The following is a 26,087-nucleotide window of genomic DNA, read 5'->3' as shown; positions in this document are numbered from 1 at the left end:
CCGCCGCGCCGCTTAGAAGCGCGCCGTTACACCCCAGTAGATGATCGTCTCGGAGAGCGGCGCCACGTGGGTGGAGCCGGGTACCAGCTGCGTCACCAGCCGGTGCGTCACTTCGCCATCGAGTTCGAGATTGCGCGTCAGCCCGAGCCGCACGCCGCCGCCGACAGAGGCGATGCGATGATTCAAATCCGTCGGCAGGTTGGCCCAGGTCTCGCCCCAATCATAGAAGCCATAGAATTGCGCGCCCATCTCAAAATCATGCTTGAACAGGGTGAAATCCGTGCCGGTGTTCAATTGCAGCTCGGCGGTGGCATAGGCCGCCTTGTCGCCCACCACCTCGCCGGAATAATAGCCGCGGGTGAAGCGGGTGCCACCGAGATAGAATTCCTCCGCCGAGGGCAGGATGGCGGTGCTGTACTGGCCGCCGACCTCGGTGCGCAGCGCCACATCCGCCGCCGGCCAGGGCGAAAACAGCGTCTGCACCCGGCTGATCGAGCCGTTGAATTTCCAGAAATCGAATTTCGCCTGGGCGCGGCCGCCCGGCGGCGCGGTGCGGCCATCGGCGGAGCTGCCCAGCAGCGGCAACCCTTGCGAATATTGCACTTCCAGCACGTTCAGCGCATTGCGGCTGTTGCCGAGCCAGAGATCCTGCCAGGCATATTGCCCGCCCAGCCGGGCCACGCGCAGGCTGTCGGCGCTGTTGGCGCCGCTGGCCCCGCTGCCGGCGAACATGATGTGGCTTTGCGCCGCGTCCAGCCGCACCCGCGCGATCAGCGCCTGGTTGCGGCGCAGCAGCACCGGATAGCTGAGCTGGCCGCCAAATACCTCCACCTGGCTTTGATAGCCGGCAGACCGCAGCACCCCGCTGGGATGGGCGCGCCCGGCGCCGCCATAGAGCTTCAGCTGCAGACCCGACGTGCCGATGAAGAAGCTCTCTGAAATCTGGCCGAAATTATCGGTGTTGCCGCTGGTATGGAAATACGAGATCTCGGTCTGGTCGCCATGCGCGGTCAGGCTGTTGATGTCGGCCACCAGCAGCCCCTCGGCCGGGCCGGTTTCATCGAAGCCGCGATTATCCGCCGTCACCAGCCCGGAAAGGGTCTGTTTGGAAACCTCGGCCACCAGCGTCAGCGCCCCAGGGTTGCCTTGGTCGGCCTGCAGCACCGCATGCACGGACACGCCCGGCACCTGCTGCGCCAACAGCAGCCAGCGCTCAAGGGCTGCCTCGCGCAGCGGGCGCTCCTGGGTGAGGTGATTGAGAAACCCAGCACCATGGTGCCGGCCGGGCCGATATCCTTGGAAAGTTTGACATTGGTGACATAGCCTTCCGTCACCACGAAGCGCACATCGCCGGTGGCACTCACATCCAGCGTCACGGTGGAGAGAATATAGCCATGGCTGCGATAGAGCCGCACCAGCGCCAGCCGGGCGGCTTCCAGCTTGGTGAGCGGCACGCTCTGCCCCGCCAGCCCGGCGATCATGCCGTTCAGTTTCGCGGCGGGAAAGGCGGTGGCGCCGACAATGCTGGCCGAATGCACCTGAATCGAAACCGCCGGCAACGGCCCTCAGTCCCGGTTTTTGAAAAATCCGGCAGCCCCTTGCCGAGTGTCGTCGGGGTTTGCGGCATGATGTGCGGCAAGGGAGAGGTTGTCAGGCTGGGAACGCTGGCCGTCTGAGCCAAAGCGCAATGGCCGGCCACCATAACAAGGCCCGCGCCCGACATGGCGGCGCGCGCGATTCTTCCGGCCTTGAACGTTGCGCGTCGCATTTTGCCTCGCCTTCATCCCTGTACCGGATCGTTATAAACAGAAAACTTTTTCAACGCTAACGCGTATCCGTGAATTTTGGACGTTTCGCGGATTAAACTACACCCGGTAACGAAATCATTGGCTCTTTCATATTGAAGGGCTGCCCCCGCGGGCTAAGCTGCCGGCATGCCGATGCCCGCCGCCCGCCTGACCGATATGCATGTCTGCCCGATGGTGGATGTGCTGGTCCCGCATGTCGGCGGGCCGATCATCGGCCCCGGCGCGCCGACAGTGCTGATCGGCGGCATGCCCGCCGCGGTGATGGGTGACAGCCTCACCTGTGTCGGCCCGCCGGATAGCATCATCAAAGGCTCGGCCACGGTGATGATCGGCGGCAAGCCGGCGGCGCGGATGCTGGATAATTGCGCCCATGGCGGCATGATCGTGCTCGGCTGCTTCACTGTGATGATCGGCGGCTGAACCGCGCCGTTTTGGTTGGGGCGCGACAGGTTTGTCACCTTTATAATAAAAAACGCCGCGTCATTGCTGACGCGGCGTGCGATGCGCTCATCCTGCCGGGCTTAGAGCCTCAAGCTTTTAGCTTGAGGCTCTAATTTTGATATTGGCGAGCAATTTCATGTGTTTATCTTGACGCTGCCGCGTCAATCTAAACACATATTGCTCTAGTACCCAGAGCGCAGCCATCCTTGCGCGGATCGGAGCCGCCGATCAGGATGCCCTTTTCACGGTCGATCTCGATCACCTGGCCGCCGCCATGCGCATCCGCCGCCGGCACCACCTTATGGCCATCGCGGCCAGCGCATCGCGGGTGGCCTGCGGAATGCCGCGCTCCGCCTCGACCTTGCCCGCATAGGGGAAGATGCGCGGCAGATCCAAGGCGGCCTGCGGGTCCATGCCGTAATTCAGCATGTTGGAGAGCACCCAGCTCTGCCCCATCGGCTGATACTGTCCGCCCATCACGCCAAACACGAAGCGCGGCAGCCCGTCCTTGAAGGCCATGGCGGGGATGATGGTGTGCATCGGCCGCTTGCGCGGCGCCACCTGGTTGGGGTGGCCCGGCTTGGTGCTGAAGGAGAAGCCGCGATTATGCATCACCACGCCGGTATTGCCGGCGACGATGCCCGAGCCGAAGCTCTGGAAGATCGAGTTGATGAAGCTGCAGCAATTGCCGTCCTTGTCGACGACGGTGATATAGACCGTATCCTTGTGCGCGTGTCCGGCCGGGGGCAGCGTGTCCAGCGCCCGGTCATCCTGGATCAGCCCGCGCAGCCCCGAAATATAGGCGTCGCTGAGCAGATGCTCCACCGGCACATCCACCTGCTTGGGGTCGGCCAGGAAGGCGTCGCGGTCGCGATAGACCAGCCGCGCCGCCTCCAGATGCCGGTGGAGGCGCAGCACCGAGAGCGGATCGCCGGGCGGGGCGAAGCCGTCCATGATCCCCATCAGCATCAGCGCGATGATGCCCGAGCCGTTCGGCGGGCATTCCCAGACATCATGTCCGGCGAACGGGCGCGAGATCGGCGTCACGAATTCCGCCAGGCTCAGCCCGTCAGCGAAATCCTCCTCGGTATGGAAGCCGCCACGGGCGCGCAGATCCTTCACGATCTCGGCGGCGATCGGCCCGGTGTAAAACGCCTTGGCGCCGTCCTTGGCGATGGCGCGCAGCGTCGCGGCCAGCTGCGGGTTGCGCATCACCGTGCCGGTGGCCGGCGCCTGCCCATCCTTCAGGAACAAGGCGGCCTCGTGCTTCCTCAGCTTGGCCAGCACATCCGGGTCGGCCCAGTCATCGGCGACGCGCGGCGCCACCACATAGCCCTCCTCGGCGAAGCGGATCGCCGGGGCCAGCAGCTCATCCAGCCCCTTGCGCCCATGCGCCTTGACCAGCGCCTCCCAACCGGCGACGCCGCCGGGAATGGTGACGGCATGCGGCGAGCTGTTCTCGTAGGCGGAAAGCCCCTGGGCGGCCAGCGCCTCCAGCGAGAGCCCGGCCGGGGTGCGGCCGGAGGCGTTCATCGCGATCACCTTGCCGCTGCCGGCGGGTGAATAGAGGCAGAACAGATCCCCGCCCACCCCGGTGGAGTGCGGCTCCACCACCGCCAGCACGGCGGCGGCGGCGATCGCGGCATCCATCGCATTGCCGCCGGCTTTCAGCACCTCGATGGCAGTCAGGCTCGCCTGCGGCATCGAGGTCGCGGCGATGGCGTTGGTGGCATAGATCGGGCTGCGGCCCGGCGCGTGGAAGTCCCGCATTCTGTGTCTGTCCCTGAATTTTTTGTGAGAGAAGAGTGTCGCGCCCGGGGCGCGGCGTCAATGCAGCACGGCGCCGAGCAGCCTTTGCGTCACTGGATGGCTGGGCGCGCCGAACACCTGCTCCGGCGGCCCTTGTTCGATGATCCTGCCCTGCGCCATCACCACCACCCGGTCCGCGACCTGGCGGGCGAAGCCCATCTCATGCGTCACCACCACCATGGTCATGCCCGACTGCGCGATCTCGCGCATCACCGCCAGAACCTCGCCGACCATCTCCGGGTCCAAAGCCGAGGTCGGCTCATCGAACAGCAAAATCGCCGGGTTCATCGCCAAAGCCCGGGCAATCGCCACGCGCTGCTGCTGCCCGCCGGAAAGCTCGGAGGGATAGGCCTCCTCCTTCTCCGCCAGCCCGACGCGCTTGAGCAAAGCCCGCGCCTGCGCCTGCGCCTCCTGCTTTGCCGCCTTGCGCACCAGCTGCGGCGAGATGGCGATGTTGCGCAGCACATTCATGTTGGCGAACAGGTTGAAGCGCTGAAACACCATGCCGACATCGCGCCACTGCACGGCGATGTTGCGCTCCCGGTCCTCAATCAGCTTGCCGCCGATTTCCCGGTAGCCGATCATCTTGCCATTCACCATGATCCGCCCATGCTCGATCGTTTCGAGATGGTTGATGCAGCGCAGCAGCGTGGTCTTGCCCGAGCCGGACGGGCCGATCAGCACCACCACCTCGCCGCGCTTCACGGTGAAATCGACATTATCCAGGATTTTGTTGGCGCCGAAATATTTATCGACATTCTGCATATCGACCAAAATATCATCCGCCATGCTCATGCCTCCGCCTCCGCCGCCACCGCCTGGATGCGCACGATCTTTGACTTACGGCCCAGCTGCAGCCGTTTTTCCACCCAGCCCATGAACAAGCTCCAGGCGCTGGTGAGGATGAGGAAATAGATGCCGAGCACGGCATAAAGCTCGAAGGTGCGGAAGGTGGCGGAATTGATCGTCTCCGTCACCAGAAGCATTTCCGACACGCCGATGACGCTGACCAACGTGGTATTCTTCAGCAAAATATTGAACTGATTGCCGATCGGCAGCAGAATCACCCGCAGCGCCTGCGGCAGCACCACATGGCGCATCAGCATCAGCGGCGGCATGCCCAGGGCTTTCGCCGCTTCGGTCTGGCCCTTATCCACCGCCATGATGCCGGCGCGGAAAATCTCCGCCATGTAGGCGCCCTCATGCAGCCCCAAAGCCAGAATGCCGGCCTGCAGATTTCCCGGAATGGTAATCCCGGCCAGGGTGAAATCCGAGAAATGCATGATCCCGGCGGCCGCCAGCCCGGTATAGATGAATACGATCTGCACCAGCAGCGGCGTGCCGCGCAGCGCCCAGATATAGAGGCTGGCGATCGCGCGCAGGCTGCGCCGGCGCGAGAGCCGCAGCTGCGCGAACAGCAAGCCAAGCACCACGCCGATGATCTCGGCCGAGACCGCCATGGCGACGGTCAGGCCCAGCCCGACCAGGAAGGCGCTGCTCGGGGTGAGCAGCTGAGCCCAGAAATACGACCAATCGAAATGCACGGGATCAGACCTGAAAGATCAAGGCTGCGGCTGCATCGGCGCGTCCAGCACGTCGGACGCCAGATCCCATTTCTTGAAGATGGCGGCGTAGCTGCCATCCTTCATCATGTCCGCGAGCTGCGCCGCGAACGCATCGCGCAGGCCGGGCTCATTCTTCCTGGTGGCGATGCCGGTGAGGATCTTGAAATAAGGCGCGCCACCGGTGACGAATTCCCCCGGCGCGGTCTGGTTATAATACCGCCCGATCTCGTAGGACACGCCGTAAGCCGCCACCTGGCCGAATTGCAGCTGCTGCAGCGCATCGGTGTTGGAGGGGAAATCGACGATGTTGATCAGCGGTTTGCCCGCCGCCTTCAGCTTGTCGTTCTCCGCCTGCAACAGCACCGTCGCGGTGGTGCCGGTGACACTCGCCACCTTCTTGCCGGACAGGCCCGCGAGTGTATCAACCGTCGGCATGCCTTTCTTGAACAGGATGATCTCCTGCGAATACATGTAGGGGACCATATCCACCACCTGCAGCCGCGCCGGCTTGATGAAAAGCTGGGAGATGATCGCATCGCAGGCGCCGGCCTGCAAAGCCGGGATCAGCCCTGAAAACGGCGTGTTCACCCATTTCGCCGTCAGCCCCAGCCGCTTGGCCAGCGCGTCGCCCAGCTCGATATCCGCGCCTTGCGGCTGCTGCTGGGCATTGACGAATTCCATCGGCGGCTGGCTCAGCGAGCTGCAGAAGGTCAGCGTCTTGCTGCTGGTGATGCTGGCGGGTAGCCCATCCGCCCGCGCGCTCACGGGAACCAGACAGGAGGATGCGAGCATCAGGCCCAACGCCATGCCGGTGAGTTTATCGAACATCGCCATTCCAATCATCTCCATGACACGAACACGCCCGCGGCGGGCAGGTTTGAGAGGCGCATGGTGATGATGAAGACAACGGTATACAATCATATTCTTAGGCAAAAACGCAGGGATGAAACGCGGCCTGCACACAGATTCATCGGCGTGATGGCATTTTCATCTTAGATTGCTCAGGATTGCGCAGATACCGTCCGGCGCAAGGAAGGTGGGTTTAAAATATTCAACGCGCCATGGGGTGCTTCGGCATATGCGCCGCCGGATCGCCCTCCAGCTCCTCCGCCACCGGGTTGATCGGGCCGGGGCGCGAGCCCACCCACTCCCGCCAGACCAGGATCAGCGCCGTCATCACCGCCGGGCCGATGAACAGCCCCACCAGCCCCAGGCCGAAACCCCGCCCAGAATGCCCAGCAATACCCATAGAAATGGCACACGTGACGCCCCGCCGATCAGCACCGGGCGGATGAAATGGTCGGCGACGAAGGTGACGATGACGCCGATCACGACGATGCTGATCGCCGCCGCCAGGCTGCCCGTTGCCAGGATCACCAAAGCCACCACCGCGATTGCCACCGCCGCCCCGAACGGCACCATCGCCAGAATCGCGGTGAGCAGCCCGAACAGGGTGGCGTGCGGCACATGCGCGATGAAATAGGCCGCACCCAGCACCACGCCCTCGCCCAGCCCGACCAGTACCAGCCCGTTCACCGTGCCATGCACGGAATTGACGATCTGCCGGCCGATATCCTCGCCCGCGCTGCCGAAGGCGCGGCGGCTGGCCACCAGCACCTGGTCGATGATGTAGTCGCCATCGCGCAGAAAGAAGAACAGCCCGAGCAAGGTGAAGCCGAACAGCACCACCCGGTGCACCGTCTCCTGCCCGAAATGGCTGAGCAGCTTCGCCCCGCCGCCCTGCATGGCGCCATGGGTGAGGGTGGAAATCTGCCCCGGCTGGCCGATTTTCTCGTCCCAGAGCGAAATCAGCGCCCCGCCATGCGGCAGCTCGCTGAGAAAGGCGGGCGGGTCGATGCCATATTGCTGCGCCTGCATCCACCATTCCCGCGCCGCATGCGCGTCCATCGAGAAGGGGATGGCGATGACGATGGCCGGCAGCACGAACACCACCACCACGGCCAGCACGAAGAGCGCCGGCAGCAAAACCCGGCGATGCCCCGGCCAGCGCGCGGCGGTGCGGCGGAAGGCCGGCCACAGCGCGATGGAAAAAATCGCCGTCCAGGCCAAGGCGGGGAGAAACTCACGCAAGGTGAACAGCCCGGCCAGCACCAGCAGCGCCACCGCGGCGAGGCTGCAATAGCCCTGGGTCCGGCTCATCCCCGCCTGCCCCTCGCGCAGCCAGGTTCCGGCCGGGGCGGCGTTGTCTTCCGTCATGTCGGTGTCATCTCCACAGATCCTCGTCTCTATCTGCGACAAGGCGCGGAAAAATCAATTAGAGCAACATCCGATCTACCCCGTCTGGCCGAGCAGCGCGCGCTTCAGCCCGGGGGCCTGCACATGCGGGCCGATGAACATGGCCAAAATCAATTTGGCGAATTCCGGGTCCGCGATCTGGCCGAGATAGTGGCTATTCTCATAGGCGTCGGCCTTGTCGTGCTGGAAGATGAACGTCACCGTCTCGCCGGCGGAAACCGCGTTCAGCGACGCGAGAAACCGGCTCAGCTCGGCTTGATTGAGGCTGCACGGGGCCAAGCAGTTCGCCGCCAGCCCGGTGGCCCAGGCCTTGCGCACCTGCGGCGCGGCGACATTATGCACGAAATGCAGTTGCAGGATTTTCGGCGAGTCGGAATTCAGGATGGCGGCGGCGTTGCGGCTCGGATGCGCCAGATACAGCCCGGCGACATAGATATGCACGTGAAACAGCGAATAGGTGCGCAGCCCCATGCCGTTGAGCTGCAATTGGTGGGTGCCGAGCGTCTGGCTGTCCGGCAATTGCACGCCGGCCATCTCGGCGGCGCGCGCCTGCAGGCCCGTGACGCAGCTCAGAGCGAAAACGGCCGCGCAGAGGCGGGCTTTGCTGAAGCGGATCATCCGCAACCCTATAGGAGATTTTCGTCCGGCGCGGCGCGCGAAAAAACGCTGTCTTAACGGATCATAATCTCCTGGTACGGCTGCATTCACCTGGTGCGAGGGCCTGTCTGCCGTTAGGGCGGGTGGGGTTGAAACCCACGCGCTCTATGTATGTTTCAGCGCGCCAAGCTGAACGCATCTTGTTCTAGGCCGCTGCCTCCAGCGCCTCCGCCGCTTCCAGCCAGGCCAGCTCCGCAGCCTCGATCTCGCCTTTCAGCTGTCCCAGACGCAGCGTGATCTTGCTCAGCTCGGCGGCCTTGGAGGCCGCGTAAATCCCCTGGTCCGCCAGCTTGCCCTCCAGCAGCGCCTTCTCCGCCGTCAGCTTGTTCAACGCGCTCTCCGCCGCCTTCGCCGCCTTTTGCAGCGGCGCCAGCCGGGCGCGGGCCTGGGCGCGCTCGGCCTTGTCGTTCTTTTTCTCCTCGGCCTTCTTCGCCTGCGCCGGGGCGACGCGCTCGGACATTGTGGCGGCATAGGCGGCGAGATCGCCCTCGAACGGCGTCACCTTGCCCTGGCCGACCAGCAGCAGCCGGTCCGCCGCCAGCTCGACGATATAAGGGTCATGGCTGATCAGGATCACCGCCCCCTCGAAATCCGTCAGCGCCTTGATCAGCGAATCCCGGGCATCGATGTCGAGATGGTTGGTCGGCTCATCCAGGATCAAGAGATGCGGGGCATCGCGCGTGGCCAGCGCCAGCAGCAGCCGGGCTTTCTCGCCGCCGGACATCTGGCCCACCGGCGTATTCACCCGGTCCGCATCCAGCCCGAAGCGGGCCGCCTGCGCCCGCACCTGGGCGGGGAGCGCCTGCGGCAAAGCGCGGGCGAGATGGTCATAGGGCGTGTCGCTCAGCACCAGATCATCCTCCTGATGCTGGGCGAAATACCCCACCCGCAGCCCCTTCACCCGGAATTCCCGGCCGCGCAGTGCGCCCAGGCGCCCGGCCAGCAGCTTCGCCAGGGTGGATTTGCCGTTGCCGTTCTGCCCGAGCAGCGCGATGCGGTCTTCCATGTCGATCCGCAGCGACACCCCGCTCAGCACCGCCTTGCCGTCATAACCGATATCGACCCCTTCCAGCTGCAGCATCGGCGGCGGCAGCTCCTCCGGCGAGGGGAAGGAGAAGGGCACCGATTGCGCCTCCACCACGGCATCAATCTGCGGCAATTTCTCCAGCGCCTTCAACCGGCTCTGCGCCTGCCGGGCCTTGGTGGCCTTGGCGCGGAAGCGGTCGACGAAGGCCTGCATATGGGCGCGCTGGGCGGCGACGCGCTCCGCCGCGCGGGCTTGCTGCATCGCCCGCTCGGTCTTGATCCGCACGAATTCGGCGAAGCCGCCCGGGGTGAGGTTGAGCTTGCCGGCTTCCAGATGCACCGTCGCCTCCACCGCCTTATCCAGAAGCTGGCGGTCATGGCTGACCAGCAGGATGGCGCCGGGGAATTTCTGCAGATAGCCCTCCAGCCAGAGCGTGGCTTCCAGATCCAGATGGTTGGTCGGTTCATCGAGCAGCAAAAGGTCCGGTTCGGCGAAGAGCACCGCGGCCAGCGCCACGCGCATTCGCCAGCCGCCGGAATAGGAACTCATCGGCCGCGCCTGCCAGTCCTCGTTGAAGCCGAGCCCGGAGAGGATGCCCGCCGCGCGGGCGGGGGCGCTGTCGGCCTGGATGGCCAGCAGGCGGTCATGGATTTCCGCCAGCTTTTCCGCCGGGGTGGCGGGGTTTTCGGCGGCCTCCAGCAGTGCCGCGCGCTCGGTATCGGCGGCCAGCACCACCTCCAGCGGGGTGATCGTCCCGCCCGGCGCTTCCTGCGCGACATAGCCAAGCCGCACCCGGTTGCCCAGCATCACCTTGCCGCCATCCGGCCGCAGCACCCCGGCGATCAGCTTCAGCAAGGTGGATTTGCCCGCCCCATTGCGGCCGATCAGCCCGACATGCTTGCCCTCATCCAGCAGCAGCGAGGCATGCTCCAGCAGCGGCCGGCCGGCGATGGAGAAGGACAGGTCTTCAAGGCGCAGAACACTCATGGGCTTCCCTGTATATTAACCTGCCAGGGCTTGCTACGCCTGGGCCGCCCGGCTATTGCGCGCGCAACATCCTTTAGGAAAGCGAGTATCATGGCCACTGAGCGCACCCTCTCCATCATCAAGCCGGACGCGACCCGCCGCAACCTGACCGGCAAGATCAACGCCAAGTTCGAAGAGGCCGGCCTGACCATCGCCGCCTCCAAGCGCCTGCACCTGACCAAGGCCCAGGCCGAGGCGTTCTATGCCGTGCATGCCGCCCGCCCGTTCTTCAATGATCTGGTCTCCTTCATGATCTCCGGCCCGGTGGTGGCGCAGGTGCTGCAGGGTGAGAACGCCATCGCCAAGAACCGCGAGATCATGGGCGCCACCAACCCGGCGAACGCCGAGCCCGGCACCATCCGCAAGGAATTCGCCGAGTCGATCGAGGCGAACTCCGTGCACGGCTCCGACAGCCCGGAAGCCGCCGCGCAGGAAATCTCCTTCTTCTTCGCCGCGATCGAGATCGTCGCGTAATCAGCCTTCAGGCTGATGTCTACAAAACCCGCCGGGGTCTCCCGGCGGGTTTTTTCATGGCTGAGGTCAGGGCCTGATCTCAACCGTCAGCCGCGCATCGTCGGGCGGGGTTTTCAGCCCGTGCAGATCAATCGCCAAACGCTGCCCCGGCCGCAGCGTCACCCAGCGCCGATACAGCACCGCCTCCCCAGCCAGGATGCGCAGCAGCCCCTTCACGGGCGCCACCGGATGCACCAGCAGCCGCCCGCGCAGCGGCACCACATGCGCCAGCATCTGCGGTGTGACCCGCGCCACCCCGTCGCCGGGCAGAACCGCCAGCCCGCCCTCCCAGGAGGGCAGCCCGCCTTCCAGATCATCCGCGATATAATCGCCGACCAGGTGCCCCGCCCCGGCGGCATCGCCCTGCCCGGGCACCTGTTCCACCACATCCCCGGCGGCGAAAAAGGCGGGGTCGGTGCAGCGGCCATATTGGTCCTGGATCAGCCCGGAGGCGTCCCAGCCGAGATGGCTCTGCCGGGCCAGACCGGCCTCCGCCACCCAGCAGCCGGAGAGCAACACGCCATCGCAGGCCAGGCTGCCGCCATCCGATAATCGTAGCGTTTCGATTATTGGGCCGGCTTCGGCCCGCTCCGGCCAGCGCGTCTCGACCAGCCTGATCCGGTATCGTAGCGCTGCGATTTTTAGCCCCAACGCAGCGCGCTCCCCCGCCGTGCTGGCCAGCAGTCCCGCCGGGCGCAGGCCGAGACGGGCACAGAGCGCCAGCGCCTCCGGGGCGCGCGGCGAGAGGCCGAGAAGCGCCGGGCGCTGGAACGGCAGTGCGCCGGGGGTGAGCGCATCGAGCGTCACCGCCCCGGCCAGGGCGGCTCCTGGCGTGCGCCCATCGCCAGCAGCACGCGCCGGGCGCGCAGCCGGGTTGGCCCGTCCGGCGCCGCGATCTCCAGCCCACCGTTGGGATCCAGGGCCCGCACCTCATGCCCCAGCCGCAACTCTACCCCTGGCAGAGGCCGCGGCAGGGCCACCGCGCCACGGCGCTCCAGCAGCAGGATCCGCCGCACCCCGCGCGCCTGCAGCCGCTGCGCCGCCGCGACTCCGGCCTCTCCGGCGCCGATGATGGCGGCGTCGATCATCGGCTTTGCGCGCTTTGTGTCATCATGCCCATGCCGCCATCAGGGCCCGGTTTGCCGCGCGGCGTCAACCAAGCGGCGGATTTCCGCCCGGCATTGGTTGAAAAGCGAAACTGCCCATGGCCAAATAGATGAACGCAATTATATTGCGTGAAACCTGACCCGGATTATGCATGCAGACCGAGACCGACGCCCTCATCCTCGATGAAATCGACCGCAAGATCCTCGCGGAATTGCAGGAGGATGGGCGCATGACCAATGTCGAGCTGGCCAGGCGGGCCGGCATCTCGCCCCCGCCCTGCCTGCGCCGGGTGCGCCGGCTGGAGGAGGCCGGCTATATCAAAGGCTACCATGCCGACACCGACGGCCATAAGCTGGGCTGGCAGATCGCCTTCTTCGTCGTCGTCGGGCTGGAGAGCCAGAAACTTTCGGTGCTGGAGGCGTTCGAGGCATTCGTCGCCGGCTGGCCGGAGGTGCGCGAGTGCCACATGATCCGCGGCGGCGGGGATTTCCTGCTGAAACTGGTGGCGCGGGATGCGGCGCATGAAAACCAGCTGACCCAGCGCCTGACCAACGCCCCACCGTGGCCCGGGTGCAGACGCTGCAGACCATCCGCACCAGCCGCGCCCTCTCCGGCGTGCCGATGGACCGGCTGCATGGCTGAGGCGGGGCTCATCCTCCTCACGCTGCTGGTGGGGGGGATGTGCGCCTATATCCCGGCCGAGCTGCCGTTTCTGCTGCCCTTCGTCTTCAACCCGATCGTCTTTCTCGGCTGCCTGCTGCTTGGCCTCTGGTACTGGCGCGGGCTGCGCCGGCTGGCGGAAACGCCCGGGCGCGTGCGGCAGGGGTTTTTCTGGCTGGGGCTGCTCGGCACTTGGTTCGTGCTGCAGACGCATTTCGAATATCTCGCCCAGCATATGTTCTTCCTCAACCGCGCCCAGGCGCTGATGCTGGGATGATCGCGCCTTTCTGCGCCGGCATTTCCTGGCCGGGGGCGGTGCTGGCGGCGGGCGCGCCGGGCTGGGTTGTGGCCGCCGCGCGCCGGCTCTGGCGGCCTTTGCGCCCGCTTACCCACCCGCTGGCGGCGATGGCGGTGTTTCTGCTCAGCGCCGATATCTGGCTGATCCCAGACGTGCATTTCGCCGCGATGATCGACCCGTTTCTGTATGGGGTGATGAATCTCTCCTGCCTCGCCGGCGGGGTGCTGTTCTGGATGGTGGTGCTGGACCCGCGCCCGCAGCCGCCTTGCCGGTTCTCTTACCTCACCCGGGCGGGCACCGGGTTTTTCGTGATGTTTCCGCAAATCGCCATCGGCGCCTATATCGCGCTGACCGGGCGGGATCTGTTCTCCTTCTATGAGCTGTGCGGGCGGCTGTTCCCGACCATCTCTTCCGCCCATGACCAGATGCTGGGCGGGATCATCGAATGGATCCCCTCGGGCATGATGAATGTGGCGGCGCTGATCATCACGCTGAATGCGCTGCGGCTGGCGGAGATGAAGCTGGATGCGACGATCGAGGCGCCGAAGGGGGCGAAGATCTATGAGGCGAAATGGACCGGGCGCTGAGATAAAATAAAAATTTTGGGGCTATCCCAGATAAGTGTCAGGCTTCTACCTTCAACGCCTTGAAGGGCCGTGATAATGGCCAGATGAATGAAGATCTGGAACAGCCCCAAAGTTCTTTGGTGCCGCTTTTTTTCACATATGGCTCCTAACCGGTTTCCGCCGTCACCAGCAGCCGGACATTATGGCTGTTCAGGCTGCTCGCCAGATTTTCGGGCGGCGTGGCGTCGGTCACCAGCGTGCCGATCTGCGTCCAGCTGGCATAGCGTGTGGCGAATTGCTGGTTGAACTTGCCTTGGTCCGCCACGACGATGGATTTGGCGCTGTGCCCGAGCATGGCGGCGTTCACCGCCGCGGTTTCCGCCAGGGCGTTGTTCGGCCCGTCCTGATCCACGCCGCTGGCGCCGAGAATGACATAGTCGGCATAGAGATTTTGCAGAAAGACGATGGCATGGCCGCCGAACACGCAGGCTTCCGCGGCATGATAGAGGCCGGGGATCAGCATCACCTCGATCGAGCTGTTGCTGGCAAGCGCCGCGGCGACGCCGCAGGAATGGGTGGTGACCATGATATTGTCGAGCCGCGCGGCAATTTCGCGGGCCACATGCTCGACCGTGGCGCCGCTGCCCAGCAGCAGGGAGCGCGCATCCCCCACGAGCCTGGTGGCGGCCTGCGCGATGCGCCGGCGTTCCTGCAGATTGATCAGCTTGCGTTCGGCGATGCCGGGCTCGCTGCCCTGCGGGCGTACCGCGCCGCCATAGGTGCGGTTGAGCAGCCCGGCCTCGGTCAGCTCATCCAGATCCCGGCGAATGGTTTCGGTTGAGACCTGCAAGGACGATGCCAACTCGGCCACGCGCAGGCTGGGAGCTTGGCCGAGCGCGTCGAGAATCTTGGCTTGCCGGTCTCGCTTCTCCTGCCTCATTCCATCACTCGCTGAGATTGCGTGTTAGTATGATTGCTGAGTCGGAATTATGCAAATATTGGAATTACAATAAATTTCCCTGGCTCTTGTTAGGCCGTCTCAATAATTAAGACGAGCTGGGGGAAAATACCCAAATCCCTCATCGGATCACGCGAATTTGAGAATTAAAAAACCGCCAACAAGGATGATCGCGAACAGGGCCGTTAACAATCCGAGCCGTTTTTCAATGAAAACCCGTGCTGGATCGCCGAACAGGCGCAGCAGAATCGCCTCCAGAAAGAAGCGGACGCCGCGCGTGATCAGGCTCAGCCCCATGAACAGCCAGAAATTGAACTTCGCCGCTCCGGCGGCGATGGTGACGATTTTATAGGGAATCGGCGTGAGACCTTTCACCAGAATGATCGCCGCCCCGTAGGTGGCGAATTTCTGCTGAAAGGCCGCGAAGGCGGCATCGTAATGGTAGAAATGAATGATCGGCTGCGCCAGCTTGACGAACAGCGCATAGCCCAGCGCATAGCCGATGGCGCCGCCCAGCACGCTGCCCAGCGTCGCGATCGCGGCGAACAGCAGGGCCCGGCGCGGCTTCGCCAGCGCCATCGGGATCAGCAGCACATCCGGCGGCAACGGGAAAACGCTGGCCTCCGCCATCGCCACCAGAAACAGCCAGAGCGGGGCCAGCGGGCGGGCGCTGAGATCCAGCGCCCAGTCATAAAGCCGACGCAGCATGCCGGATCAGTTGCTCTGCAGGATCACGGAGCGGTGGCGCAGCTGGTCCATCATCTGCTCGGATTCCAGCTGCACCCGCCGGTCCACGATCATGTTGGCGATCTGATCGTCCGGCGGCAGCTGGGCCTTTTCCTGGGTGCGGTTGCAGATCATCACCACCGAGACGCCGGCGGCTTCCACCAGCGGGCGGCTCAGCGTGTTCAGCGGCAGATTGGCGAGAATCTGCTGGAAGGCCGGCGGAGTGACGGTGGCGAGATTGACCGGGCCGGGATTGGCCGGATGCACATTGCCGTAAGACGCATTCAGCGCTTCCACCGCGGCGCAGCTCTTGGCCTGCTGCGCCTTGGCCATGAAGGCGTTGATGAAACTGATCTGCGCCGGGCCAAGCTGGCCGCCGCTGATGGGCTGCGGATATTGCCCATAGGCCTGGCGCATATCCAGGATGGTCTGCAGCGCGTCGCCCTCGTCATGCTTGGCGATCAGCTGCACGATCTCGAAGCCGCCGGGCACGCGGATCGGGTTGGAGATCGCGCCGATGGGCATGATCTTCACCGTCGCCGCCACCTGCGGGTCGAGCTGGCTGAGCTGCACGAAGCCTTCATCGCCGCCGGCGAGGGCGGTTTGTGCCTGGGAGAACTGCGCCGCGACGATCGGGAAGGGCGCGCCCTTATGCAGCTGCGCGATCACGGTGTTGGCGAAAGTCTCGGCCGGGGCCTCGTCGCTGGGGTCGGTGACGGGATGAAGATTTCGGCGAGATGATATTGGGTGGCGCCAAGGCTGGCCTGCAAGGCGGTCTTCTGTGCCGCCAGGTCGCCGGGGGTGGGCTGCAGCCCTGGGCCCAGCACCTTGTGCAGCACCTGCTGCCAGCCGAGCGAGGTGCGGATCTGCGCCAGCAGGGTGGAATAGGGCACCCCGGCTGCTTCCAGCTTGCTCTGCAGCCCGCCCGGCGCCATGCCGTTGCCCTTCTCGATATTGGAGATGGCGTTTTCCACCTCCTCATCGGAGACATTGATGTTGAGCTTGTCGATCTCCTGCTGCTGCAGGGTCTGGTCGATCAGCTGCTTGGTCACTTGCGGGGCGAGGCGGGCGATGAGATCCGGCGTCGGGTGGATGCCCATGGTCAGGGCCAGCAGCTGGGCGCGCGCGGCGACATCCTGGGTGGTGATGACCTGGCCATTGACCACGGCGGCCATGCCGACGGCACCGGGGGCCGCGATGGGCGCCGGGGCGGGGCCGGTTGGGCCAAGGCCGGGGCGGTGCAGACCGTGGCGAGAAGAGCGGCGCGGAGCAGGAATTTCATAGGGCGTTGAATCCGACGGTTCCAAGGGTTTTGAAATTGAACTGCAGGAGCACCGCGGTGCTGCCATTGTCCAGGTTGAAAGAGGTGAAGCGCTTATAGAACAGCAGGTTGACGCCGAAACAGTCATTCTGCCAGCCGATATCGGCATTGACGACGTCAAACTTCCCGGTTTTCAGGTTGCGCTGGCCGCCGCCGGAGAGGTTCCATTGGCCGACCTGGCTGGAGACGTTCAGCGTCGCTTCCTGGCGCGGGGTGAAATAGGCGGCGGGCGGGTTCAGCGTGTCCACCTCGCCCAGCACGGTATTGTCGTACAGCGCGTAAGGGTTGGTGCTGGTATAGAGATAGCCGCCGGAGACGCGCAGCCTGGCCGGGCCGACATTCGCGGTGACATCGGTCATCCGGTTGCCCAGGCTCGTATGCGAGAAGCGGCCGCGATAGGTGATGTTGAACCAGCTGGTCGGCGCCACCACGGCGCGGGCGACGATGTCCGAGGCATTGTCGGTCAGGCCGGAGGCGGGGAGATAGACCGAATCCTTGTGGAAGCGGTAGGACTGGCCGATCAGCCCGTCCAGCGTCATGCCGCCGGGCAGATACCAGGCGGCATGCATGGCGTAATCCACCCGCGAGCCGCCTTCCAGCCGGTCGATCCCGGGATAGCGGTTGAGCGCGAACAGGTTGGCGTCCGAGAATTCCAGATCCAGGCTGTCCTCGTTCGGGATGCGGTCATTCTGCGAAATGCCGATATTCGGCGAGGCGACGAGCTGCACGATCGGCTCGATCAGCTGGCTGCCCCAGCGCGCGGTCGGGCGCATCAAGGGCCAACGTAGCATCACCGCGCCGTAAGGCTGGGCGCGGCCAATGCTGGCCTGCTGGTCCTCGCTGTAGTTGGGCTGCTGGTTCAGCTTGTCGGCATTGTAATAGGCGGCGTCCAGCTGCAGCCGCGCGGTGCCGATGATGCCGGCCGGCAAGGTGAAGGGCACGGAATAGGACGGGATGAAGGCGAGGCGGCGGGTATTGGTGCCGACATCGCGCATCACGTTGAAGAAGCTGGTGTCAATCTTCAGCGTGCCGTTCAGCGGACCGCTCGGCGGCGAGACGTAATGATACTGCGCATAGGGCCCGACGATCGGCAGCTCGCTTTGATTCACCGAGGCGACCAGCCCCTGATAGGTCTGCGCATCGATCCGCGCATAGGAGCTGGTGGTGAAGCCCTCCAGGAAGACGTTGCTTTCCAGATAGGAGGCGTTGGGCAGGATCGAGAAATCGTCGAGATATTGCGGGTTGGAGGCGCGGTTGTAGGAGAAGCCGGCGCGCCAGTTCTGGTTCAGATCGAAGGTGCCGTTGGCGAAGACGCTGTCGCCGAATTCGCCGCGATCCTGGCCGCCGGAGAGTTTCACATCGAGATAGCCCTGGTTGAAGGCCTCGCGGAAATGCGCCTTCAGCGCCGGGCCCTGCTTGGTGGCCAGCACCGGGGTGAGGGTGACATCGGCGGTTTTGCCCAGGGTGAGATAATAGGGGATGACCGCGAAGGCGCCGAGCTGCGAGGTGGCGCCGCCGCTGGGGATCAGGAAGCCGCTCTGGCGTTTCACCGAGGGGTCGGGCTCGGACAGATAAGGCAGCCAGAACACCGGGATGCCCTTCATCAGCAGCGTGGCGTCGCGGAACTCGATCATTTTATGTTCGAGGTCGCGGGTGGCGCTGGCGGCGCGGATCGCCCAGGTCGGGGGTGAGCGGGGATCGCTCTTGCAGAGATCGCAGGCGGAATAGACCGGCTTCGACAGCTCATCGAGCTTGGCATCGTAGCGCCGGCCGCCATTGGCGATGATGCGGGCATTCTGCGCCAGCCTTGCGGCCACCGCTTCCATCACCCCGTCCTTCATGTTGTGCGAGAGCACCACATGCTCGGCATAGACGGTATTGCTGCCGTCCGGCTGGGTCAGCACCACATGGCCGTCGGCGGTGACGACATCGGTGGCGCGGTTGATCGTCACCTTGTCGGCATGCAGGGTCTGGTCGTTCTGGATGGCGACGACATGGCCGGTGGCGGTGATAATCTTGCCGGTTTTGTCATAGGACAGGCTGTCGGCGGTGAAGCTCACCGGGGCGTTCTTGTCCCCGGAGGCGGATGAGCCGGTGGCGAGCGTGCCGATGGATTGGGCGAGCGCGGAACCACCGAGGGCCGTGGCGGCGGCGCCGCTCAGAGCGGTGGTGGCGAGCAGGAGCAGAAACTTGCCGGTGCGGGTCATGGTTCAGCCATCTTCCAGATGCAGCAACAAGGCAAGCGCCAAAAACAATCCGGCCAGCGCCGGGGCCCAGGCGGCGAGGCTGACGGGGATGGCGCCGGAGGTGCCGAACTGGTTGGCGACCTCGGAGATCATGAACAGGGCGAATCCGAAACTCACGCCGGAGACCAGCATGGTTCCCGCCCCGCCGCGCCGCGAGGGGCGCATGGAAAATCCCGCCGCGACCAGCGCCATGGTGGCGCAGAGCAGCGGCAGGGCCAGCAACGTCTGGAAGGCCAGCTCATGCTGGGTGGCGGAGAAGCCGGAGCGCTTGAGCAGATGGATGAAGCCCGGCAACGCCCAGAAGGAGAGGGCGTTGGGCGAGGCGAAGCTTTCCTGCACCCGGTTGACGGTGAGGTCCGTGGGGAAATTCATCTCCGCCACCAGCTGCGGGGCCTGGTCGGGTTTCAGCACCGAGACGTTTTTCAGCGCCCAGTTGCCGCTGGAGAGGGTGGCGCTGCGCGCCTCCAGCCGTTCCAGCAGGCTGGTCTGCGGGTCAAGCCGCAGGATCGAGACCTGGTCGGCCGCCAGCTCGCGGCCCTTCAGCGTCACATCGTTCGCGTGCAGCACGGCGATGCCGCCGGGCACCAGCCCGCTATCGGTCTGGCGCACCCAGAGCGAGCCGCCATTCAGCGAAAGCGGGCCGCCGGAGGGTTTCAGATAGGCGTTATAGATCTGCTCGCCGCGCCCATACATCAGCGCTGAAAGCGGGCTGACCAGGGTGGTGCAGACCAGCCCGAGCGCGCAGGCCGCCAGCACCGGGGTGGAGAGGAACTGCCAGGCGGAGATGCCGGCGGCGCGCGCCACCACCAGCTCGGAGGAGCGGGCCAGGCGCCAGAAGGCGTAGATGCCGCCCAGCAGCACCGCGAAGGGCATGATCTGCATCATGCTCCACGGCAATCGCAGCGCTTCGATTTCCAGGATGATACCGAAGCTGGCGGCCGGCGCGGTGGCGGATTCGCGCAGCAGCTCCAGAAAATCGAACAAGGCGACCAGCCCGGTGAGCCCGGCGGTCATCGCCAGCACGGCGGTGGCGAAATGCCGGCCGAAATACCAGGACAGCGTGAGCGGAAACCTCATGCCCGCGGCGCACCCTGGCGCAGCAGCAGATAGAGCGAGACCAGCCCGGGAATGACCGCCCAGACCCAGATCAACGGTAGCAAGGCGAGGTTACGGGCGGCGAGATTGTTCACCCCCAGCCCAGCGCCACCAGGGCGGTGACGATGACCACGGCGCCGATGATGCGGGTAATGCCGCCATGGCGGCGGAAGGTGCCGCCAAGGGCGGCCACCAGCGCCACCAGCGTATAGCCGAGGGTGGAGAGCGGGGCGGTGAGGCGGCGCTGCGCCTCGACGATCCATTTCGCGCGGTCCCCGGCCTCCATTGTCGCGGGCGGGTGCAGCAGCGCGCCCAGAGGTTCCTCCGCGGCGTCGTTATCCACCGGCCCGCCCGCCCGCGCGGCCTGGGCCAGGGACAGCGTGTTGCGCTCGAAGGTCAGCATGTCCAGCTGGCCGGTCTTCGGGTCGATCTGCTCGCGTGAGCCATTTTCCAGCACCACCACCGGGCCTTGCGCGGTGGTGAGCAGCTCGCCGGTGCGCGCCAGGATGGTCGCCGGGGCGTTGGGGTCGCGGTTATCCTCGATGATGATGCCCTTGAGCCCGCCGGCCGGATCGCGGGATTGCACATAGACCATGATATTCGCCGAAACCGGGGTGAAGACCCCGGGCTCCAGCAGGAAGGCGGCGATCTGGTTGCGGATCTCGTACTGATAGGTGCGGAAGGTGGATAAGGTGGCCGGCACCACGCCCAGGCTCAGCCCATAGCCCAGCAGCGTCACCGCCAGCGCCAGCGCCAGCGCCGGGCGGGCGAGCTTGAGGTCCGACAGGCCGATGCCGCGCATGATGGTCAGTTCACGGTCGCCGGAGAGCCGGACATAGATGAACAGCACCACGATGAAGCAGGTGATCGGCAGGATGGTGGAGAGGAAGCTCGGCACCAGCAGCGCCGTCAGCTTCACGAACACGAACGGGGAAAGCCCGTGGCTGACGATGATCTGGATGAAGCGCAGCGACTGGGTCAGCCAGATCAGCGCCACCAGGCCGGTGGTGACCAGCGCCAGCGCCAGCGCCAGCTGGCTCAGCACATAACGGTCCAGTCGGTGGAGGAAGGGCAAGGCTTGCATCTCGGCTGCATCTCTGGCCGGGCGCGGGGGCAATGGCAAGACTGGGTGTTGCGGTTGGAACATGCCGTGACAAAACAGTCAGGAAACGGCAAAATTTTGCTTTGCACATGCCACAAAAAATCGTTGTATTTACCACAATGCAATAAGGTGGCGAAATAATGTGCTGTGCGGGCACGTCCGCGGTTTATCTGACGGATGGCGGAGTTTGCGGGGTTGTGACAGGTCCAACACTTAAGGTTGCGTTATGGCACGGGTGAAGGCGCTTGCGCGTCCGCGCCTGGCGCCGACGGATGATATGGAGGCGCAGGCCGGCCGCCTCCAGGCCCGGCTGCGCCGCTTCGGCTCCCCGCCGCCTTGCATTACGACAAGCCGGTGGAGATCGTGCGCGGCGATGGCGCGCTGTTGTTCGATGTCGCCGGCCAGCCTTATCTGGATTTTCACGCCAAGGGCGTGCTGGTCGGGCATGGTAACCCGGATGTCGCCTCCGCCGTGGCGGCGCAGACCGCGCGGCTGAACGTGCAGACCCGTTATCTGCACGATCTGGTCGATGGCTACGCCGAAAGGCTGCTGACGCTGTTTCCCGCGCCGCTGGACAATGTGGTGATGACCAATTCCGGCAGCGAGGCGATGGATCTGGCGCTGCGCACGGCCCGGCTGGTGACCGGCCGGCAGGGGGTCATCGTCACGAGCGGCGCCAGCCATGGACGCACCAGCGCGGCGGCGGAGATCTCGCCGCTCTTCGCGCCGCGCGGCCTGCCGACCTATGTGCGCACCATTCCGGCCCCCAACCTGGCGATGGCCGGCAACCAGAAATTGTCGGCCTGGTTCGCGGCGCAGGTGCGTGAGGCGGCGCAGAGCCTGGCCGCCAGCGGTGCCGGCGTGGCGGCGCTGGTGGTGGACAGCGTTTTCGCCTCCGATGGCGTCTTTACCGATCCGCCGGGCTTTCTGGCCGAGGCGGCGGAGGCGGTGCGGGCTGCCGGCGGCCTGTTCATCGCCGATGAGGGCCGTGCCGGATTTGGCCGCGTGGGCGGCGTCATGTGGGGATTTGCCCGGCATGAGATGGTGCCGGATATCGTCGTGCTCGGCCGCGCCCTGGGCAATGGCTACCCGTCCGGCGCCATGCTCACCCGGCCGGATTATTTGACCCGTGCCGCCGAGGAGGCGCCGTTTTTCGCCAGTTTCGGCGCCAATCCGGTTGCCGCCGCGGCCGGACAGGCGGTGCTGGAGACGATCGCCGAGGAGGGGCTGCTGCGCCATGCCGCCCGCGCCGGGGAGCATCTGCGTCGCGGCCTGAACAGCCTGGCGAAGAGTTTCATGCGCGTCGACATGGTGCGCGGGGCCGGGCTGATTCTGGGCGTGGACATCGCCAATCCGGAAAATGGCGAGCCGGACCCCGCCGGGGCGCGGCAGATCGTCAATATGATGCGGCAGAATTTCGTGCTGCTCGGCATTGGCGGCGTCCACGGGCAGACGTTGAAACTCTGCCCGCCGCTCTGTATCAGCCTGGGGCAGCTGGATCTTTTCCTGGAAAAATTCCGCGCCGTGCTCGCGGCGATGGGCTGAGCCGCACCGGCCGGGGTGCGCCTATGCGTGCCGATGCCTCGACATCTGGCTGTCACATCGCTAGTTGGAGCGCGGGATCAGCAAGGCGGGACTTCTATGATTGACGATGACAAGCCGCATGAGGAGTGCGGCGTTTTCGGCGCCTGGAATGTGGCGGATGCGGCGGCGATCACGGCGCTCGGGCTGCATGCGCTGCAGCATCGCGGCCAGGAGGCGACCGGCATCGTCACCCATGACGGCGTGCGCTTTCATTCGCATAAGGGCCTCGGCCTGGTCGGCGATAATTACGGCGATGCCAAGGTGATGGCGGGGCTGCCCGGGGCGCGCGCCATCGGCCATAACCGCTACGCCACCACCGGCGACACCGTGCTGCGCAATGTGCAGCCTTTGTTCGCGGAATTCGAGTTCGGCGGCTTCGCCGTTGGCCATAACGGCAACCTCACCAACGCGCATACGCTGCGCAAGGCGCTCACCCGCCGGGGCTGCCTGTTCCAGTCCACCATGGACTCGGAAGTGTTCGTGCATCTGATCGCGATTTCGCTCTATGCCAATGTGGTCGACCGGCTGATCGATGCGATCAAGCAGGTGATCGGCGCCTATTCGCTGGTGGCGCTGACCAATGAGCAGCTGATCGGCGTGCGCGACCCGCTGGGCGTGCGCCCGCTGGTGCTGGGCAAGCTCTCCGGCGCGGATGGCAAGCCGGGCTGGGTGCTGGCCTCCGAGAGCTGCGGCCTCGATATCGTCGGCGCCGAGTTCGTGCGCGACATCGACCCCGGCGAGATCGTGCTGATCGATGATAGCGGCGTGCAGAGCATCAAGCCTTTCGCGCCGACCAAGCCGCGCTTCTGCGTGTTTGAATATATCTATTTCGCCCGCCCTGATTCGATCATGGAAGGCAACTCCGTCTATACCGCGCGCAAGAAGATCGGCGCGCAGCTGGCGCTGGAGGCTCCGGCCAAGGCCGATGTGGTGGTGCCGGTGCCCGATTCCGGCGTGCCCTCCGCCATGGGCTTCGCCGAGGCGGCGGGGATTCCCTTTGAACTCGGCATCATCCGCAACCATTATGTCGGTCGCACCTTCATCGAGCCGACGGATCAGATCCGCCATCTTGGCGTGCGGCTCAAACATTCGGCCAACCGTGCCATGATCGAAGGCAAGAGCGTGGTGCTGGTGGATGATTCCATCGTGCGCGGCACCACCAGCCAGAAAATCGTGGCGATGGTGCGCCAGGCCGGGGCGAAGGAGGTGCATATGCGCATCGCCGGCCCGCCGACCACCCATTCCTGCTTCTACGGCATCGACACGCCCGAGCGCGGCAAGCTGCTGGCGGCGCGCAATTCCGTGGAAGAGATGGCCAGGCTGATCGGCGTCGACAGCCTCGCCTTCATCTCCATCGACGGGCTCTACAAGGCGCTGGGCAAGGAAGGCCGCGACCCGGCGGCGCCCGCCTTCTGCGATGCCTGCTTTACCGGCGATTATCCGATCTCGCTGACCGACAATGCCGAGACCCGCGAGGCGCGACCCAGCCTGCTGGCCGAACTCAGCTAGAGCAGCATCCGATCAAACGGATTCGTTTGGTCGGATAACGTTGCTCCCTCGAACAAAAAGCTAGCGCGCATGCGCAAGCTGGCGGCGGGCGGCGGGCGCGGGCGCTGAGAGCTCGAACTGCAGCAGCAGGCCGTTCAGCTGTTTCGCCTGCGCTTCCAGCGTGTGGATCACCGCCGTCGCTTCCTCCACCATGGCGGCATTTTGCTGGGTCACCTGGTCCAGATCGGTCACCGCGCTGCTGACCTCGCGCAGGCTCGCCGCCTGCTGCACGGTTTTGCCGGAAATATCCTGCACCGCCTGGTCGATCTGCTTCACCTCGTCGACGATATGCCCCATCAGCCCGTTCACGTCGCGCACCAGCCTGACGCCGGTTTCCACCTCGGCGCCGGCATTGGCGATCAGCGCCTTGATCTCCTTGGAGGCATCGGCGGAGCGCTGGGCGAGGCTGCGGATTTCGGTGGCGACCACGGCAAAGCCGCGCCCCGCCTCGCCGGCGCGCGCCGCCTCCACCCCGGCATTGAGCGCCAGCAAATTGGTCTGGAAGGCGATTTCATCGATGACCCCGATGATTTCGGTGATCCTGGCGGAGGCGTCTTCGATCCGTTGCATCGCCGCGGTGGCCTGGCGCAGCACCTGGCCGGATTGATCCGCATGATCGCGCGCGCCGGTGGCTAGCCCCTGGGTCTGGGCGACGAAGGCGGCGGTGCTCTGCACCGAGCCGTTGATCTCATTGAGCGCCGCCGCGGTCTGCTCCAGCGTCGCGGCCTGGCGCTCGGTCCGCTGGGATAGATCCTCCGAGGCCTGCATGATCTCCCGGGCCCCGCCGGAGACCTCGTCCGCCCCGGCCTGGATCGCCTGCATGGCCTGCGCGAAGGTTTCGAAGGCCTGATTGAGATCCGCCCGCACGCCCTCGAACGCGGCCGCCAGCCTGGTGGTCACGCGGTGGCCAAGGCGGCCTTTCGCCATGGCCGCCAAGCCTTCGGAGAGGGCGTGCAGCGCTTCACCCTGCGCGGCGGCGGCGCAGCGCTGCTCGTCCTCGGCGAGGCGCCGCTGGTCCTCGTAGCTCTGCCGTTGCTCAACCGCCGCAAGCGTATCGGCGGCGGCCGCCTCATTCAGCCGTCCCAGCAGGGCAAGGCCGCCGGCGAAGCTCGCCGGCATACGGTTTTGCGTGGTCACGCTGGTTTTCAGCACCCCGACATAGAGCACGCCGATCACCTCGCCGGCGGCGAGCAGCGGTTCATAATAGCTGTAATAATCCTGGCCGAGGATCTGCGCCTCGCCCCGATAGGCGATTTTGCGGGTGAATAGCGCCTGATGCGCCGGGCCGGGGGCGAGCCTGGTGCCGATGGCCCGCTGCCCGTTCGGCTGGGTGACATTGGTGGCGATGCGTTCATCGCGCAGGAAAATCGTCGCGGTGCCGCCATGGGCGGCGCGGATGGAATCGACGATCTCGGTATTCCCATGCAGGCAGGTTTCGCCAAAAAACAGCTTGTCGTCCGCCAGCTGGGGCGGGCCGAGCCGGGCCAGGGCGGCGCGCAGAGCATCGATATTGCGGTCCAGCCCAAGCTGGGCGCGCACCGCCGCCTGCCGGGCGGTGGCCTCCGCCACCAGCCTGGAGAGGGCGCGCAGATCATCCCGCCGCTGGCGCCTGCACCACCAAATCCCGGCGGCGAGAGCCAAAAGTTCGAGACAAATCAAAGCGTATAGCATGCAAAGCGGCCCCTTGTTGGGTTTCCAGCTGATTTTAATCGGCGCATGCTAAGCCGCGCTTAACGGAGGGGCGGGATTTGCCCGGCCGTGCCGAACCGGATAA

At 65.4% G+C, this 26,087-nt stretch carries 27 protein-coding genes and 1 pseudogene; 7 read left to right on the top strand and 21 right to left on the bottom strand.

Features of this window, described 5'->3' with window-relative positions:
• Window positions 1-12 precede the first annotated feature (12 nt).
• Together GT370_RS14270 and GT370_RS14265 are read right to left on the bottom strand one after the other, a co-directional pair.
• Window positions 13-1,188: a ShlB/FhaC/HecB family hemolysin secretion/activation protein gene (locus tag GT370_RS14270; RefSeq protein WP_270183270.1), complete on the bottom strand. Its 1,176-nt coding sequence runs from the start codon at window positions 1,186-1,188 to the stop codon at window positions 13-15.
• On the bottom strand, window positions 1,128-1,559 hold the full coding sequence (locus tag GT370_RS14265) for a POTRA domain-containing protein (RefSeq protein ID WP_270183269.1): 432 nt from the start codon (window positions 1,557-1,559) through the stop codon (window positions 1,128-1,130). Before GT370_RS14265 ends, GT370_RS14270 begins: the two co-directional genes overlap by 61 nt.
• Window positions 1,560-1,934: 375 nt before the next feature.
• On the opposite strand from GT370_RS14265, the gene GT370_RS14260 reads away from it, so the two are divergent.
• Window positions 1,935-2,228 (top strand): PAAR domain-containing protein, encoded by a 294-nt coding sequence (locus tag GT370_RS14260; protein WP_008493956.1) that lies wholly within the window; start codon window positions 1,935-1,937, stop codon window positions 2,226-2,228.
• A 187-nt stretch (window positions 2,229-2,415) separates the two neighbouring features.
• On the opposite strand, the gene GT370_RS21565 is transcribed toward GT370_RS14260, so the two are convergent.
• The 9 genes from GT370_RS21565 to GT370_RS14220 form a co-directional block, all read right to left on the bottom strand.
• Window positions 2,416-2,544 carry a hypothetical protein gene (locus GT370_RS21565; RefSeq protein ID WP_442865439.1) on the bottom strand — a complete coding sequence of 43 codons (129 nt, stop codon included), beginning with the start codon at window positions 2,542-2,544 and terminating at the stop codon, window positions 2,416-2,418.
• Window positions 2,508-4,019 carry a gamma-glutamyltransferase family protein gene (locus tag GT370_RS14255; protein WP_442865438.1) on the bottom strand — a complete coding sequence of 504 codons (1,512 nt, stop codon included), beginning with the start codon at window positions 4,017-4,019 and terminating at the stop codon, window positions 2,508-2,510. The genes GT370_RS21565 and GT370_RS14255 overlap by 37 nt, the downstream gene beginning before the upstream one ends.
• A gap of 57 nt (window positions 4,020-4,076) precedes the next feature.
• Window positions 4,077-4,853 carry an amino acid ABC transporter ATP-binding protein gene (locus GT370_RS14250; RefSeq protein WP_008493958.1) on the bottom strand — a complete coding sequence of 259 codons (777 nt, stop codon included), beginning with the start codon at window positions 4,851-4,853 and terminating at the stop codon, window positions 4,077-4,079.
• The gene (locus tag GT370_RS14245) at window positions 4,850-5,602 is read right to left on the bottom strand and encodes an amino acid ABC transporter permease (protein WP_008493959.1); all 753 of its coding nucleotides are present in this window, start codon (window positions 5,600-5,602) and stop codon (window positions 4,850-4,852) included. Before GT370_RS14245 ends, GT370_RS14250 begins: the two co-directional genes overlap by 4 nt.
• Before the next feature lie 18 nt (window positions 5,603-5,620).
• Window positions 5,621-6,457, bottom strand: coding sequence for an ABC transporter substrate-binding protein (locus GT370_RS14240; protein ID WP_008493960.1), 837 nt, complete (start codon window positions 6,455-6,457; stop codon window positions 5,621-5,623).
• Window positions 6,458-6,674: 217 nt separating this feature from the next.
• Complete coding sequence (locus GT370_RS14235) at window positions 6,675-6,827, bottom strand: hypothetical protein (protein WP_270183268.1); 153 nt, start codon at window positions 6,825-6,827, stop codon at window positions 6,675-6,677.
• Complete coding sequence (locus GT370_RS14230) at window positions 6,800-7,840, bottom strand: AI-2E family transporter (RefSeq protein ID WP_270183267.1); 1,041 nt, start codon at window positions 7,838-7,840, stop codon at window positions 6,800-6,802. Before GT370_RS14230 ends, GT370_RS14235 begins: the two co-directional genes overlap by 28 nt.
• A 75-nt stretch (window positions 7,841-7,915) precedes the next feature.
• On the bottom strand, window positions 7,916-8,497 hold the full coding sequence (locus tag GT370_RS14225; protein WP_008493963.1) for a chalcone isomerase family protein: 582 nt from the start codon (window positions 8,495-8,497) through the stop codon (window positions 7,916-7,918).
• A 184-nt stretch (window positions 8,498-8,681) separates the two neighbouring features.
• Window positions 8,682-10,550 carry an ABC-F family ATP-binding cassette domain-containing protein gene (locus tag GT370_RS14220; RefSeq protein ID WP_008493964.1) on the bottom strand — a complete coding sequence of 623 codons (1,869 nt, stop codon included), beginning with the start codon at window positions 10,548-10,550 and terminating at the stop codon, window positions 8,682-8,684.
• A gap of 90 nt (window positions 10,551-10,640) precedes the next feature.
• Between GT370_RS14220 and ndk the strand changes: the two genes are divergently transcribed.
• The gene (gene ndk / locus GT370_RS14215; RefSeq protein WP_008493965.1) at window positions 10,641-11,063 is read left to right on the top strand and encodes a nucleoside-diphosphate kinase; all 423 of its coding nucleotides are present in this window, start codon (window positions 10,641-10,643) and stop codon (window positions 11,061-11,063) included.
• A 66-nt stretch (window positions 11,064-11,129) separates the two neighbouring features.
• On the opposite strand, the gene GT370_RS14210 is transcribed toward ndk, so the two are convergent.
• Both GT370_RS14210 and GT370_RS14205 read right to left on the bottom strand, forming a co-directional pair.
• Complete coding sequence (locus GT370_RS14210) at window positions 11,130-11,909, bottom strand: hypothetical protein (protein WP_270183266.1); 780 nt, start codon at window positions 11,907-11,909, stop codon at window positions 11,130-11,132.
• Complete coding sequence (locus GT370_RS14205) at window positions 11,906-12,190, bottom strand: NAD(P)-binding protein (RefSeq protein WP_270183265.1); 285 nt, start codon at window positions 12,188-12,190, stop codon at window positions 11,906-11,908. The genes GT370_RS14210 and GT370_RS14205 overlap by 4 nt, the downstream gene beginning before the upstream one ends.
• Window positions 12,191-12,360: 170 nt before the next feature.
• On the opposite strand from GT370_RS14205, the pseudogene GT370_RS14200 reads away from it, so the two are divergent.
• From GT370_RS14200 to GT370_RS14190, 3 genes and pseudogenes are all read left to right on the top strand, one after another.
• Window positions 12,361-12,851: pseudogene (locus tag GT370_RS14200) on the top strand (Lrp/AsnC family transcriptional regulator).
• The gene (locus tag GT370_RS14195; RefSeq protein ID WP_270183264.1) at window positions 12,844-13,146 is read left to right on the top strand and encodes a hypothetical protein; all 303 of its coding nucleotides are present in this window, start codon (window positions 12,844-12,846) and stop codon (window positions 13,144-13,146) included. The pseudogene GT370_RS14200 and the gene GT370_RS14195 overlap by 8 nt, the downstream one beginning before the upstream one ends.
• Entirely contained in the window at window positions 13,143-13,754 is a 612-nt protein-coding gene (locus GT370_RS14190; RefSeq protein WP_270183263.1) for a cytochrome c oxidase assembly protein, read from the top strand. The genes GT370_RS14195 and GT370_RS14190 overlap by 4 nt, the downstream gene beginning before the upstream one ends.
• 145 nt (window positions 13,755-13,899) lie before the next feature.
• On the opposite strand, the gene GT370_RS14185 is transcribed toward GT370_RS14190, so the two are convergent.
• From GT370_RS14185 to lptF, 7 genes are all read right to left on the bottom strand, one after another.
• Entirely contained in the window at window positions 13,900-14,673 is a 774-nt protein-coding gene (locus GT370_RS14185; RefSeq protein ID WP_008493971.1) for a DeoR/GlpR family DNA-binding transcription regulator, read from the bottom strand.
• Between the two features lie 147 nt (window positions 14,674-14,820).
• On the bottom strand, window positions 14,821-15,399 hold the full coding sequence (locus tag GT370_RS14180; RefSeq protein ID WP_008493972.1) for a YqaA family protein: 579 nt from the start codon (window positions 15,397-15,399) through the stop codon (window positions 14,821-14,823).
• A 6-nt stretch (window positions 15,400-15,405) separates the two neighbouring features.
• The gene (locus GT370_RS14175) at window positions 15,406-16,086 is read right to left on the bottom strand and encodes a peptidylprolyl isomerase (RefSeq protein ID WP_270183262.1); all 681 of its coding nucleotides are present in this window, start codon (window positions 16,084-16,086) and stop codon (window positions 15,406-15,408) included.
• Window positions 16,083-16,592 carry a SurA N-terminal domain-containing protein gene (locus tag GT370_RS14170; protein WP_270183261.1) on the bottom strand — a complete coding sequence of 170 codons (510 nt, stop codon included), beginning with the start codon at window positions 16,590-16,592 and terminating at the stop codon, window positions 16,083-16,085. The genes GT370_RS14175 and GT370_RS14170 overlap by 4 nt, the downstream gene beginning before the upstream one ends.
• A gap of 103 nt (window positions 16,593-16,695) precedes the next feature.
• Window positions 16,696-18,945: an LPS-assembly protein LptD gene (locus GT370_RS14165; protein ID WP_008493974.1), complete on the bottom strand. Its 2,250-nt coding sequence runs from the start codon at window positions 18,943-18,945 to the stop codon at window positions 16,696-16,698.
• Between the two features lie 3 nt (window positions 18,946-18,948).
• Window positions 18,949-20,061, bottom strand: coding sequence for an LPS export ABC transporter permease LptG (lptG, locus tag GT370_RS14160; RefSeq protein WP_008493975.1), 1,113 nt, complete (start codon window positions 20,059-20,061; stop codon window positions 18,949-18,951).
• A gap of 109 nt (window positions 20,062-20,170) precedes the next feature.
• Complete coding sequence (lptF, locus tag GT370_RS14155; protein WP_270183260.1) at window positions 20,171-21,163, bottom strand: LPS export ABC transporter permease LptF; 993 nt, start codon at window positions 21,161-21,163, stop codon at window positions 20,171-20,173.
• A 354-nt stretch (window positions 21,164-21,517) separates the two neighbouring features.
• Between lptF and GT370_RS14150 the strand changes: the two genes are divergently transcribed.
• Both GT370_RS14150 and purF read left to right on the top strand, forming a co-directional pair.
• Entirely contained in the window at window positions 21,518-22,726 is a 1,209-nt protein-coding gene (locus tag GT370_RS14150) for an aspartate aminotransferase family protein (RefSeq protein ID WP_270183259.1), read from the top strand.
• A 96-nt stretch (window positions 22,727-22,822) separates the two neighbouring features.
• On the top strand, window positions 22,823-24,274 hold the full coding sequence (purF, locus tag GT370_RS14145; RefSeq protein WP_008493978.1) for an amidophosphoribosyltransferase: 1,452 nt from the start codon (window positions 22,823-22,825) through the stop codon (window positions 24,272-24,274).
• A 60-nt stretch (window positions 24,275-24,334) separates the two neighbouring features.
• Here purF and GT370_RS14140 read toward each other — a convergent pair whose 3' ends face one another.
• Window positions 24,335-25,984: a methyl-accepting chemotaxis protein gene (locus tag GT370_RS14140; RefSeq protein WP_008493979.1), complete on the bottom strand. Its 1,650-nt coding sequence runs from the start codon at window positions 25,982-25,984 to the stop codon at window positions 24,335-24,337.
• Window positions 25,985-26,087: the final 103 nt, after the last annotated feature.

Origin of the sequence: Acidocella sp. MX-AZ03, assembly GCF_027626035.1 — a bacterium.
GTDB lineage: Bacteria > Pseudomonadota > Alphaproteobacteria > Acetobacterales > Acetobacteraceae > Acidocella > Acidocella facilis.
This window is presented reverse-complemented; position numbering and strand designations above follow the sequence as displayed.